Genomic DNA, 12697 nt, shown 5'->3' on the forward strand with positions numbered 1-12697 from the left:
TGCAAACCAAATCATATGGAAAGGCGAGAGATACAATAAGACTGAGACCGGATATCACAGTATAGATAAGCTTAAGTATTTGGTGGATATACCGACAGATTGTGATGTAAAAGATATTTGGGCGGTGGCAAGTTATTATGCAAAGGATGACAGTGAGTGTGATACAAGACTGAAGGAACTTAAAGGTATATATGATGAAGGGGGAGAAAAGGCTATCGTAGAGGATATCATGTCTAAAGATGTTGGAGATGATAAAAAGACTATGATGGAATACCTGATAGTGGACGGTTGCCTAATAAGAAGTCTTGGTAACGACACGGAACTGCTTAATAATGTTCTTGAACATTGCTATGACAGAGACTATGGATTCCTTGGATACAAAAGATATATTGATATCGGAAATAAGTTCTATAAAAAGAACGGGAAGCTTGAAAGAATTATTGAATCATTTGAAACTTTAAGTAAATATACAATTGATCGTGCAATTGTGATGCCCAAATCAGAAGATGGGGATGAAAGTGCAATTGAAACGGTATACTATCATCGTATGATACAACTATTTCAGACATTCTCAAGCTTATCATATTTTGACGATAATCTTTTAGTGGCAAAATCATATCCCGGGATGGATAATAAGAAATATATCGTCAGGGCATTTATAAAAGAAAATTATGATATTGTATTATCCTACAAAAAATACAGATCATTTATAGATCTTGGACATATCAGTATATACGGAAGGTATAAGAATCTGAATATGATAATAAAGAATGTATCAATTAGAGATCTGGATGATTTTGATATTGCGAATTATTTATCATTAAAAAGTCCTGAAACTTATATGTTAGGTGATAAGCTGGTCAGCCTAAAAGTTGTATCTTCAATTTTTAGACTTTGTGGTACCTATGTGATTGTATATGATTCGGATATACATACGCTTGAGGGGTTAAGCTACGGATTTTATCCTGTACTTCCGGTGTATAGTTACTTTGATATATACAATGTAGTTGCATCTCCTGACAGTCACTATATAGATACAATAGAAGCTATAAAAAATTTTAATACAAATTTTTCAAAGGGCGGTTATTTTGGAGAGTTTGCAGATGATGTAGGCTACGATGAAAACAACCCGGTAACACTTGAAAATTTCGGTGAGAGGATAGAGGAACTTTGTGATATGGGAGAGAAAATTTGTAGAGTTTTGTATATAGGATATAATAGTGGTATAGGTAGTATTGTAAATGATTTTACCGGAAGAGAACCGTTGCATAAGAAAGATTAAAAGGGAATGTCCGAGAGCAATAGTGTTTATAGATTGGTTTTTACGGTTAGGAGAGACATAGATGAAATTAGAGTATAAAAAGCGGATATATTGGTTGCTTAGGTTTATACTGATTGTATGCGTAGTCAATGTGCTGACCGGTATGTATGAAGTATTTACTTCCAACTATAATGTGATAGCAAACCAAATAATATGGAGAGGTGCAAGATACAATTGGGATGGAAATGTATACCGCAATATAGACGAGCTTGAAAACTTATCCGAACTTCCAAAAGAGTGTGATATAAGGGATATTTGGTCGGTAGCAGGTTATTATTCTGAGAATGATACTGAGTGCGAGTCAAGGCTTAGAGAGCTTGAAAAGATATATAATGACCAAGGTGAAAAGCAAGTCATAGAAAATATTCTTGAGCATGATTTAGGTGATGATAAGAAAACAAGGATGGAATATCTTATAGTAGCAGGAATCCTGACAAAAGATTTAGATAAAGGCACAGAATTATTGAATACTGCATTAAACTATTGTTTTGATAGGGACCTTGGAGTATTTGGTTATAAAAGATACATTGATATTGGAGATAAGCTGTACAGAAAAAATGAAAAAGTAGAAGAGATTATTAAAGCGTTTGAAATTTTAAGCAAATATACGGTTGATTATGTGGAGGGTATAGATAAAATAGTGGATGAAGACCGGAGAGATACAGATATAAGATACTACCACAATATGATACAGCTGTTTCAAACATTTTCAAGTATAGAACAATTTGATAATAATCTTATAATGGCAAAATCACATAGCGGAGACAATAAGAGATATATTATACGGGCAGTTAAGGGTGATAGTAGAGATATTTCATTGTATTATACAATGTATAAAGCATTTATAAAGTTTGGAAATGTAAATGTATATGGCAGGTATAAGAATTTAAACATGCGTATATATGGTGTAATGATTGGATATTTGGATGATCGAGATGTAACAGATCATATTTCACTGAAATATTTGTCGACACTGACATTTATTAGAAGGCTTTATCGTTTAGAATCGACTTCTGATATTTTCGAACTTTGTGCCACATATACAGTTGTATATGATACGGATATGCATTTAATTGAGGGAACAGCTTATGCTGTTTACCCAACATATAAAATATTGACTCGCCATAGGCCTGTAGATGTAAATTATACAAAGGACGCTATAAGGAATTTTAATACAAATTTTTCAAAAGGCGGATATTTTGGTGAGTTTGCAAATGAGGTGGGATATGATGAAAACAATCCTATTAATGAAGAAAATTTCGGTGAAAGATTAGTTGAAATATTTAATATGGAATATAAATGTTATGAAGTTATAGGCTTAGAGTACGGTTTTGACTTTAAATGTATTACCTTAGATTTGAGTGGGAAAGAACCGTTAAAAAGAAAAGATTAATGTAGAGGTGTAGATAAAGAGAAAGACGGGTATGATATCTATGCGTTTGGACACTAATGATAGGAGATAATAATATGGAAATTAAATCAAATATTGCAGGCATGGTAAATGCAGAGAAGAATTATAATATTATCTGTACTTGTGTTATCTGTCGGTTTAATTGCTAAAAAATCCGTTTTGGGCACACTTTGTCAATCCTGATGATGTTATGACTACAGAAAGTGAAAAGTAATACTGTTGTTTAGAGCCCCTATGTGAAAAGGTATGGGGGTTCATTTAATATATAAAAATATTGAAATATCGCAAAAATATTTATAAAATAAACATATAATAACAACTGAAATGCACGTGATTTTAAACAGGAGGAAGAATTAAATATGAACTACACAATAACATTTTATTTAGGCATATTTATAATTATTCTAATATTTTTAAGAGTTTACAATCTCTTGAGAACAAGTTGAGTAATAAGAACTAAGCTTTGAAAGCCTTTCGTAGTTCTAAGGATTCTAGGAACTAAAGAAAGGATAGGAGCCTGTAATTCTATGAGGAGTGGTAAGATGAACATACTGAATCGAAACAATACGCAAAAGCTTTCTTTTATGAAAGGAGCTCTTCTTTCTTTCCTCTTTCTTTGCTTTTTCGCCCTTCTCCCTTTATTCGGAGTAAGAAAAAGCTTTGCGGAGGAGCATCATTTGAAGTCCTACTATAGTTTGTACGGAGCGGATACCGGCTTCCAAAGCTACAGTAACGATAGCCAACGGCAGATGAAAGCCGGAAATTATCCCACCGCAGTTAAAATCCTTTTAAAGCATCAGCCCGAGGGAAGCACTGGTACCATTCAGTATCAGGTCAACATTTCCGGTAGCGGCTGGAGTAAAACCTATGAGAATGGGCAGGTCGCAGGAGAAGGGCAGAACATGCCTTTAGAGGGTATTCGCGTTTCCCTAAACGGCAGTCTGAAAGATCAGTATGACGTGTACTACAAAACCGCTGTACTGGGTACCTGGCAGGATTGGGCGAAAAACGGAGAAGATAGCGGAAAAATCGGTGTGGGAATGCACATTGACGGTATTTTAGTCACTGTGGTTGCAAAGGGAGAAAGTCCCAGAGAGGAACAGCCGGAGCAGAGCCACAAGGTCTCCAAGAGCAATGTGGACGCTTCCAAACCCATGGTTGCCCTGACCTTCGATGATGGTCCCGGAAAATATGAAGATCGTATTCTGGCCGCCTTCCAAAAGTATGGCGGAAAAGGAACCTTCTTCTTCGTAGGAACCCAGGCGGAAAAATATCCTTCCGTAGTAAAGCGTGTGGCAGAGGCAGGACATGAAGTCGGTAACCACAGCTATAAGCATGAGAATCTTCCAAAGCTTTCTCAGGCAGGAGCAACCCAGTCTTTAGCAAAGACCACCGAGATTTTAAGAAAACTTTCCGGCCAGTCCGTTTCTCTGGTGCGTCCTCCCTACGGAGCTACCTCCGCCAGCGTGAAGGCCGCTTTACAAAACCAGGGACAGCCCTCCATTCTTTGGAGCATTGATACCCTGGACTGGAAAACCAGAAACTCCAAGAGTACCATTAACACCGTATTACAGCACGTAAAGGACGGAGATGTCATCTTAATGCATTCCATCTATTCTCAAAGTGCCGATGCGGCAGAAGTACTGATTCCCGCCTTACAGGAAAGAGGCTTCCAGCTGGTAACCGTATCCGAGCTGGCTAAAGCCAAAGGCGTAGACCTGCAGGCAGGACACAACTACGGTTCCTTCCATAAGAAGGGCTAATCAAAGAAAAAAGGAAATAAAAAAAAAGCTGAATCAGTAAAGACATGAGAAGGCTTTTCAGCAAAATAACTTCGGAATAAGGGGTAATCTGAGCCCGCGGGTTCTTGGCTTTTGTCTTATAAAAGCTTAGAACCCCTGCGAGGCGAGGTTAGCGAGAGCGTGCCCCTGTTTCGAAGTTATTTTGTATTGAAAAGCCAAATAATAGCCTTTATTCAGCTCTTTATTTTCATTTTTCCTTTGACATTATCTTCTTCCTAAAAGAAGGTTCTTCCGTACTGCCTCCAGGAAGTCCCTGCAGGACTCGCTACAGCTGTCCTTGTCTACGGGAATCAGCGCATTGCCGCCGATGTCCAAAAGATATAGCGTCTCCATATCCACGATGTTTTTCAGCTCATCGTAGTACACAACCATACTGCTGCGTTCCGTCTTCATCAAAAAGTAGTTTTTATAGAAGGCGATGCTTACCGGTAAATTCAGCTTTTTATTGGAAGACCGATACAGATTCTGAAGTTGCCCCTTATAAAGATAAAACAGCAAAAATGGAACAAGAACCATAAGAATTACCATGCAAATGGCAAAAAAGCTATTTCCCATCCAATACTGAGTAAATGCCAAAAGGCCTAGAGCAAACCAAAAGATAAAAACCAATCCCCAGATTTTCTTCTTATAATAGGACATCATGAAGCGAATAAACTTCTCTTCACCGGGCAAATATCCTGCGGTATATTCCGGAATCTTATCCCCTGCGCGGCGATAACGATGAAGCTCTTCCGTAGTCCATCTTCCGTTTTTCAGACCATCTACGTCCTGCTCTGAAGAAGTATTCTTCTGTCCTGCCTCGGTGATTCCTTCCTTGTTCTGTCCTCTTCTATCTTCAGAAAATTCTTCTTGATTTTTAGCCCTAAGCTTCTCGGATTCTTCTTCGATAAGATGGTACTGCTCCTCCTTGGATCTTCTGGCATTCCATCTGGCTAAGTCTTCGGAAAGCCCCACCAGCTCTTCTTCCATGTCTTTATTTTCTTCTGCTGCCATGCTTTTTCCTTTCTGTTCCTGCTGTCTTTTTCTTTGCTCCTTTTCGCACGGAAAATCCGAAACTTCCCAAGACTTTTCCAAGGCCGAAATATTGTCCGTGGGAATAAGCCAAAAGCTTTGCCTTTTCCAGTTGCAAGCGTTTCTTTTCATCCAATAGGGAAGAGTCTACATGAACCGCCAGGATTTCCGCCAAAAACAGGTCGTGACTTCCCAGCTCCAATACCTGCTTTACTTTACATTCCATATTTACCGGGCACTCTGAAATCATGGGAACGGAAAGCATTTTCCCCTCTTCCTGATGCAAATGCAGTTTTTCCCACTTATTGATATCTCTTCCGGAACGTACACCGGCCTCATCCGTTTCCCGTACCAAATCTTCCGTAGGAAGATTTACTACAAACTCTCCGGTTTCCATCAACATAGCATGGGAGTACCGCTCCTTTCGAACGGAAATGGAGAGCATAGCCGGTGTGGAGCAAATCGTTCCTGCCCAGGCCACCGTAAGCATGTTGCTTTCCCCTTTTTTATTTTGACAAGTCACCAGCACAGGAGGCACCGGATACAGCATATTTCCGGGCTTCCACATTTCCTTGGCCATAGAGCTTCCTTTCTTCCAAAACAATACAATTTATTGTATCGAGTTATAGGAAGAAAAGCAAGTGAGGGGGGCTCTCATTTCCGAACAGATTCCACTTTCCAAGCAGGCAGGAGCTTCCCTCGCACCGGCAATTCAGAAGAAACCATCCCAGTTCTCACAGAAGCTACTCCTTAAGAAAAAAGCCATAGCTCCCGATTCCGGAAAGCTATGGCTAAATTTATAAGATTTATATTCCTCTTTATACCATGGGTGTGTGATCCAAATAAGGTCCCACAAATGCCAGGAAAAAGCTGAGGATTGCCGCTCCGAACAAGGCCGTCAGAACAATTCCCACCAAAATGGCGATCAGCTGAGCTCTGGCAAAGTTTCGAATATTCTTATTCTTCGTAGCTCCGAGACTCATAATAACCACCACAATAAGTCCTACCAGAGGAATTGCAAAAACCACCTGATAGAGGAAGAAGTGAAGTGCCGGTACCACCTTAAGCTCCTCAGGCAGGTCTTCCTCGGAAATATCCCATGGGCCCGGCTTTCTTTCCAAAGTATCTCTGCTGTACTGTTTTTCTACGCTCTGCTGCTCTCCGCCTACAGTGCCGTTATTGTTCTCATATCCCTGCTCTTCCATAGTGCCTCCTTTATACTGTCCTTTTCCAATCCTTCTCCAACCCTTTGTTTATACCATGAATCGACTTTCGGTGGCAAGAAAAAGGCGATCTCCCGACAGACAAAGGAACTAAATACAGGCACAGGCCGAATCCGATACAGCATCCTTAGAAGCGGAAAACCATCGTTTGCTTTCTGAATTTGTGCATTATATAATAGAAAGAAAAATTTGAAAGGAGAATATGCTATGTCTTGTACAACAATTTTGGTTGGTAAGGATGCCAGCTACGACGGTTCCACCATGATCGCCCGTAATATGGATTCCGGTTCCGGAGAGTATACTCTGAAGAAAATGATTTCCGTTTCCGGAAAAAATCCTCCCAAGAAATACCGTTCCGTGCTTTCTCATGTGGAGATTCCATTACCGGACAAGGCGCTGGATTACATTTGCTTCCCCAATGCCTTAAACGATAGCGGTATCTGGGCAGGCGCCGGCACCAACAGTGCCAATGTCTCCGTTTCCGCTACGGAAACCATTACCAGTAATGAGCTGGTGCTGGCAGCGGATCCTTTGGTAGTGCTTCATAAGGAAGGCAGGACGGAAATTCCCGGAGGCATCGGAGAAGAAGATATGGTGAGCTTACTGCTGCCCTATATTCATTCCGCAAGAGAAGGAGTGCTTCGTCTCGGAGAGCTTTTGGAAAAGTACGGCACCTATGAGATGAACGGAATCGCTTTCTCCGATACCAAGGAGATTTGGTGGCTGGAAACCATCGGCGGACATCATTTTATCGCCAAAAGAGTTCCGGATGATTCCTATGTGATGATGGCTAACCAGCAGGGCATCGACTCCTTTGATTTAAAGGATGCCTTCGGAAAGCAGGAATCCCATATCTGTTCCAAGGATTTAAGGGAATTTATCGCAGAGCATCATTTGAATCTTTCCTACGAGGAGGAGTTCAATCCCAGAGACGCCTTCGGCAGCCACTCCGATGCGGACCATGTGTATAACACTCCCAGAACCTGGTATATGCTGAAGACCTTGAATCCCCATTGTTTCCGTTATGAAGGGGAAAATGCAGACTTCACCCCGGATTCCGATGACATCCCCTGGAGCATGGTACCGGAAAAGAAGATCAGCCCCATGGATGTAAAATACGTGCTCTCCTCTCATTTCCAAGGCACCAAATATGATTGCTACGGAAAATACGGAGATACGAGTCATGTGGGACAGTTCCGCCCCATCGGTATCGAGCGTACCTGCTTCCTGTCTCTCCATCAGAATAAAGAAGAAAAGATTAAGGACTTGGAGTGCATTACCTGGCTTGCCTTCGGAAGCAATGTCTTTAATGCCCTGATTCCCCTCTTCTCCTCCGTTGGCAAGATTCCCGCTTACTTCAGCACCACCAAGAAGGAAGTCAGCACCGACAGCTTTTATTGGAACAACCGCTTAATCGGCGCTTTGGCAAATGCATCCTACGCCATCAGCCGTTTCCATGTGGAGCGTTATCAAAACTCTGTACAGGCCAAGTGCTATCAGCTGATTCTGGAGTGCAAGAAGGAGATTGCAAAGAAAAAGAGAAGCCAGGAAGAAATTCGAGCAATGCTGGAAGAATGCAATGAAAAGATTGCCCGCTGCGCAAAGCAGGAAACAGCCGATCTTTTAGATAAGGTATTGTTTGAAGCCAGCAGCGTGATGAAAAACTCCTATTCCCGCTCCGATGCTTAAAGCACCGTGAAAGGCGGCATAACGCTCTGTCAATCAAAAGCATTTTTCACCAAAGGGCAGTGTCCCGAAGCAAAAGGCACTGCCCTATAATAAAGCACAATGCCCCATAACAAGAATTCCCCATTATAGAAAGAGGTATATTTATGACAACATTGATTTCCGCGGAAGATACTTGGGCGCTATGGACGATTCTGTCCCTTAGCGTGGCCATCTCTATCTACCTGGAACAAAAATATGTCTGGGCCAACAAGATTACCGGCTGTATCCTAGCCACAATCTTTACTTTGGTACTGGCAAACCTGAACATCATTCCTACAGAATCACCGGTATATGATGCGGTATGGAGCTATGTGGTTCCCCTGGCGGTGCCCCTGCTTCTCTTCAATGCCAATGTAAAAAAGATCTTGAAGGAATCCGGCAGAATGCTGGCTATCTATCTTCTGAGTAGTGCCGGAACTCTCTTGGGGGGCTTTGTCGCTTACTTTAGCTTGAAAAATGCTATCCCCAAGCTCAACGATATTATCCCTATGTTCGTAGGAACCTATACCGGTGGCGCAGTAAACTTCGTAGCCATGTCCGAGCAGTATGCTGTCCCGGGAAAAACCGTTTCCGCTGCCATCGTTGCAGATAATCTTTTGATGGCGCTTTATGTTTTTGTTCTCATTTCCCTGCCCTCCATGGCCATCATCAAAAAGCTGTATAAGCAGCCCTATGAGGATGCCCTCTTGGCACAATCCGAAGAGGACCGGGATAAAAACAAAACCATGGCAGCGAAGTTTTGGGGGGCAAAAAGCATTTCCCTAAAGGATATTGCCTTTGCGGTAGGGATTGCCTTTACCATTGTCACCCTTTCCACCAAGCTCTCCGGAGTCATCAGCGGTTTCTTCTCCGGAAAAGACGCCTTCAGTCAGTTTATGGGCGGTTTCTTCGGGAACAAATACCTGCTGATTACCACCATTACCATGATGATTGCCTCTTTCTTCCCGAAGCAAATGTCTTCCGTGAAGGGCTCTCAGGAAATCGGCACCTTCCTGATTTACCTCTTCTTTGCGGTAATCGGTGCCCCTGCCTCCATTCTTTTGATTATTAAAGAATCCCCATTGCTTTTGGTTCTGGCTTTGATTATGGTAGCGGTAAATATGATTATTTCCCTGATTTTCGGAAAAATCTTCAAGTTCTCCATCGAAGAAATCATCATTGCCTCCAATGCCAATATCGGCGGCCCCACAACAGCGGCGGCCATGGCGGTTTCCAAGGGCTGGACAGAGCTGATTATTCCGGGACTTTTGATCGGAACTCTGGGCTATGTGATTGGAAATTATCTGGGCATCTTTGTGGGAATGGTTCTGCATTAAACAAAACTTTACCGACTTTGTAAAAGAATCTCATTCTGCATAAAATACAAAAAAGCAGAAGAACAAAACGCAAAAAAGCAGAAGAACAAAACACAAAGAAAGCGGAAGAAACAGAAGAAAAAAGAGGCTTGCAAAAAATCAAAACTGTCTCCTATACAGCATGAAGACTATGGATATCTTGATTTTTTGTAGGCCCTTTTTCTAGTTCAGTAGCCAATCAATTAAGCTTACAACATGAATTCCCTCATATTCCTCATCCAATGCTTTGTCTAAAGTAATCACCATTTTGCCATAATTATCGGGAATTTGCTGTAAAGGCTTCAATTCTCTGTTTCTTACCGTCTCCTCCAGCATGCTCTCTGTAACTTGTACATAAAGCTTTTCATTGGCCTTTGTAGCAACAAAATCAAGCTCCAAACTAGCTATTTTCCCAATAGCAACATCATAGCCTCGGCGCAATAATTCAAAATACACTATATTTTCCAAGCTATGTCCCCTATCTCTATCCCGAAAACCTAAGAGATAATTTCTTAATCCGATATCCACGATGTAATATTTCCCCAGAGTTCTCAAATACTCCTTCCCCTTAATATCAAATCGCTTGACTTCGTAGAACATAAAGGATTCTTTTAAAGCGCTTACATAAGTTGCTATAGTTTGGGTTGCCGGCCTCCCCTGCCTCTCACGATTTTCCAGCAAATTTTCCGATACCAGAGTATTGCTCACGGAATTTAAGGATGTAGTGTTGCCGATATTATCAGCTAAAAATAGTATGATTTTTCTAAGAAGCTCCGCATCCGTAATCTGCCGCTGTCCTCTTCTTTTTTCCCGTTCCAAGATGTCTCGAAGCACCACCGTTGAATAGATGCCGTCCAGCACAGTCATCACTCTATCTTGCTCCAAGCCAAAATCTGCAATTCCGGGCATTCCGCCATAGCGCATATAAGCATCAAGTAAATCTCTTGTTTCTGCGATTTCTCCATTTTCCTTCCAGGCACGTTTTTTTGTTTCCCCAATAGGGGTCTGATAGTCTTTCAAAATATAACCATGAAAGTCTATGAATTCCTTAAAGGACAACGGATACATTTTCACTTCTATATATCTTCCGGCCAAGTAGGTGGAATACTCCGAAGACAAAAGATAGGAATTCGATCCTGTAATATAAATATCGCAGTTAAAATCTACGCGAAAGGAATTAATCGCATTTTCCCATTGATGAATTCTTTGCAATTCATCAAAAAACAAATAAGTTCTTTGATTCTTCGAAATCTTTTTTTTCACATAAGCATATAAATCCTTATAACTCATTTCTTGAAATTCTAAGGATTCAAAATTGATTGCTATAATCTGCTCTTGTTTTACTCCCAATTGCAAGAGATGTTCCTGCATCAACTTTAAAAGACTGGACTTACCACACCTTCTGATTCCCGTGATAACCTTCACCGGCTCCGTGTCTTGAAAAGCAATCAATTTATTCAAGTAAATATCACGTTCCTTTAATTTTCTATTCTCGCTCACCTCTTACACCTCCTTGCCAAATTTGATAATAAGAATACCCTAAACTTTTGTTTTTTTCAAGTTTAGGGTATTTATCAATCAAACTTTTTTATTTTCTATTTTTCCTATTCTGCTTTTTCTGCCCCTTGTTTGTCTCCTCCCTCTGTTGTAAAATAGTTCTGTTGTATTTTTTCTTGTTTGCTGATGAATTTTAAGCTATAAAGGAGGATTGCATGGCAGATTTTCAAGAAAATTACCTAGAAACAAACCGGCAGGAGGAGCAGGAGCGAGTACGACAGCTGGCCAATGACCCTGAGGTACAGGCACGACTCACAAAGATTCGCGGGGAGATGCAGGAAAATATTAAATGGAAAAATTTTATTATCATTATTGCTATCGCTGCTGCTGTACTGATTATTGTATGGAAGATAATCGGAATTATACTTGTAGGGCTCCTGTATTTTTTTGTCTATCGTCCGAAAAAAGAGGAAAGAAACGCCTACTTTGCAGAAGGCGGCAAGAATAACGATGATTTGTATGCAGAGGAATTCCTAAAGCCTATTCTTCAGAAAATCTTCCCAAAAGCAAATCTTGGACAAAGAGGAAGCCTGCCTCTGCATGCCATGAAAAAGGTAACGCCCAAATCAGAAAAATATGAGCCTTTCTTCTTCCTGTCTTTAGGGGATGAGCAGGACACCCGCATGTGTAATCTCTACTCTTCCCATATGGAAACCAGAACAGAGACCAGAGACGGAAAGGAATATACCAAAACCGTTAGGGTAACAGATTTTATCGGACAGGTTTTTTCCATGCAGCTTCCCGTAAACTTTAATGGACAGCTACGGGTTGTTCCCACCAAAAAGTCTTTAGTTCTAAAAAGAGAAGTACAGGATTCCTATCCCGGAGCCCTTCCCGGAGAGCAAAAGATCGATGTGGAGGATATTCAGCACAACGAAAACTTCAACATCTACTGCAGTGATGAGCTTTCCGCAAGAAAGTTCTTAAGCCCAAGAGTCTTGACCTGGTTTGACGAACACATTTCTCAAAACGGTCTTTGTGTCTATCTGGAGGGAAATAAGCTGTATATCTCCTTATATACTGATAACTTCATCTTCCCCACACCTCAGACTCGTGAAGCAGTAGACAGCTTGTCTATTGAGAAGGAATATAAGGAGCTTCGGAAGCAGCTTGATTTTCTTTTGAATTTTACGAAGGTATTCCAAGGGTAAATAGTGCATGGAGAGTACGCTATAAAATAAATTCTATCAAAAAGACCGATAAACCCGCATAGCGATGGTTTATCGGTCTTTATTTCTTTGGGGCAACTTTCCTCCTGCTCCCTTCAAGAGCACCGTACTATATCAAGGACAGCATCAAGCTAATACCAT

10 protein-coding genes are annotated in these 12697 nt (G+C 41.0%); 6 read left to right on the forward strand and 4 right to left on the reverse strand.

All coding sequences use genetic code 11. From position 1 onward, the window contains the following. The 3 genes from RDQ32_RS09270 to RDQ32_RS09280 form a co-directional block, all read left to right on the forward strand. Positions 1-1282: hypothetical protein (locus tag RDQ32_RS09270; RefSeq protein ID WP_308580168.1), on the forward strand; the 1282-nt coding region annotated here is incomplete at its 5' end. Between the two features lie 61 nt (positions 1283-1343). Further along, positions 1344-2714 (forward strand): hypothetical protein, encoded by a 1371-nt coding sequence (locus RDQ32_RS09275; protein ID WP_308580169.1) that lies wholly within the window; start codon positions 1344-1346, stop codon positions 2712-2714. 560 nt (positions 2715-3274) lie between these two features. Next, a complete protein-coding gene (locus tag RDQ32_RS09280; protein ID WP_308580170.1) occupies positions 3275-4495 on the forward strand; it encodes a polysaccharide deacetylase family protein in 1221 nt (406 codons plus the stop codon). A gap of 243 nt (positions 4496-4738) precedes the next feature. Here RDQ32_RS09280 and RDQ32_RS09285 read toward each other — a convergent pair whose 3' ends face one another. The 3 genes from RDQ32_RS09285 to RDQ32_RS09295 form a co-directional block, all read right to left on the reverse strand. Further along, the gene (locus RDQ32_RS09285) at positions 4739-5527 is read right to left on the reverse strand and encodes a hypothetical protein (RefSeq protein ID WP_308580172.1); all 789 of its coding nucleotides are present in this window, start codon (positions 5525-5527) and stop codon (positions 4739-4741) included. Beyond that, positions 5508-6125: a flavin reductase family protein gene (locus tag RDQ32_RS09290; RefSeq protein ID WP_308580173.1), complete on the reverse strand. Its 618-nt coding sequence runs from the start codon at positions 6123-6125 to the stop codon at positions 5508-5510. The genes RDQ32_RS09285 and RDQ32_RS09290 overlap by 20 nt, the downstream gene beginning before the upstream one ends. Positions 6126-6363: 238 nt before the next feature. Next, a complete protein-coding gene (locus RDQ32_RS09295; protein ID WP_308580174.1) occupies positions 6364-6750 on the reverse strand; it encodes a hypothetical protein in 387 nt (128 codons plus the stop codon). A 225-nt stretch (positions 6751-6975) separates the two neighbouring features. Here RDQ32_RS09295 and RDQ32_RS09300 point away from each other — a divergent pair, with 225 nt between their 5' ends. Both RDQ32_RS09300 and RDQ32_RS09305 read left to right on the forward strand, forming a co-directional pair. Beyond that, positions 6976-8457 carry a C69 family dipeptidase gene (locus RDQ32_RS09300; protein WP_308580176.1) on the forward strand — a complete coding sequence of 494 codons (1482 nt, stop codon included), beginning with the start codon at positions 6976-6978 and terminating at the stop codon, positions 8455-8457. A gap of 143 nt (positions 8458-8600) precedes the next feature. Then, positions 8601-9812 (forward strand): DUF819 domain-containing protein, encoded by a 1212-nt coding sequence (locus RDQ32_RS09305; RefSeq protein WP_007157775.1) that lies wholly within the window; start codon positions 8601-8603, stop codon positions 9810-9812. A 201-nt stretch (positions 9813-10013) separates the two neighbouring features. On the opposite strand, the gene RDQ32_RS09310 is transcribed toward RDQ32_RS09305, so the two are convergent. Continuing rightward, entirely contained in the window at positions 10014-11330 is a 1317-nt protein-coding gene (locus tag RDQ32_RS09310) for an ATP-binding protein (protein WP_308580177.1), read from the reverse strand. Between the two features lie 212 nt (positions 11331-11542). Here RDQ32_RS09310 and RDQ32_RS09315 point away from each other — a divergent pair, with 212 nt between their 5' ends. Beyond that, positions 11543-12538 carry a DUF3137 domain-containing protein gene (locus RDQ32_RS09315; RefSeq protein ID WP_308580178.1) on the forward strand — a complete coding sequence of 332 codons (996 nt, stop codon included), beginning with the start codon at positions 11543-11545 and terminating at the stop codon, positions 12536-12538. Positions 12539-12697 lie beyond the last annotated feature (159 nt).

The sequence above is a fragment of the uncultured Oribacterium sp. genome (assembly GCF_902481605.1).
GTDB classification, from domain to species: Bacteria; Bacillota; Clostridia; order Lachnospirales; family Lachnospiraceae; genus Oribacterium; species Oribacterium sinus.

Coding starts and splice junctions, on each gene's coding strand:
- RDQ32_RS09275 (WP_308580169.1), top strand. CDS start 1,344: ATGAAATTAGAGTATAAAAAGCGGATATATTGGTTGCTTAGGTTTATA.
- RDQ32_RS09280 (WP_308580170.1), top strand. CDS start 3,275: ATGAACATACTGAATCGAAACAATACGCAAAAGCTTTCTTTTATGAAA.
- RDQ32_RS09285 (WP_308580172.1), bottom strand. CDS start 5,527: ATGGCAGCAGAAGAAAATAAAGACATGGAAGAAGAGCTGGTGGGGCTT.
- RDQ32_RS09290 (WP_308580173.1), bottom strand. CDS start 6,125: ATGGCCAAGGAAATGTGGAAGCCCGGAAATATGCTGTATCCGGTGCCT.
- RDQ32_RS09295 (WP_308580174.1), bottom strand. CDS start 6,750: ATGGAAGAGCAGGGATATGAGAACAATAACGGCACTGTAGGCGGAGAG.
- RDQ32_RS09300 (WP_308580176.1), top strand. CDS start 6,976: ATGTCTTGTACAACAATTTTGGTTGGTAAGGATGCCAGCTACGACGGT.
- RDQ32_RS09305 (WP_007157775.1), top strand. CDS start 8,601: ATGACAACATTGATTTCCGCGGAAGATACTTGGGCGCTATGGACGATT.
- RDQ32_RS09315 (WP_308580178.1), top strand. CDS start 11,543: ATGGCAGATTTTCAAGAAAATTACCTAGAAACAAACCGGCAGGAGGAG.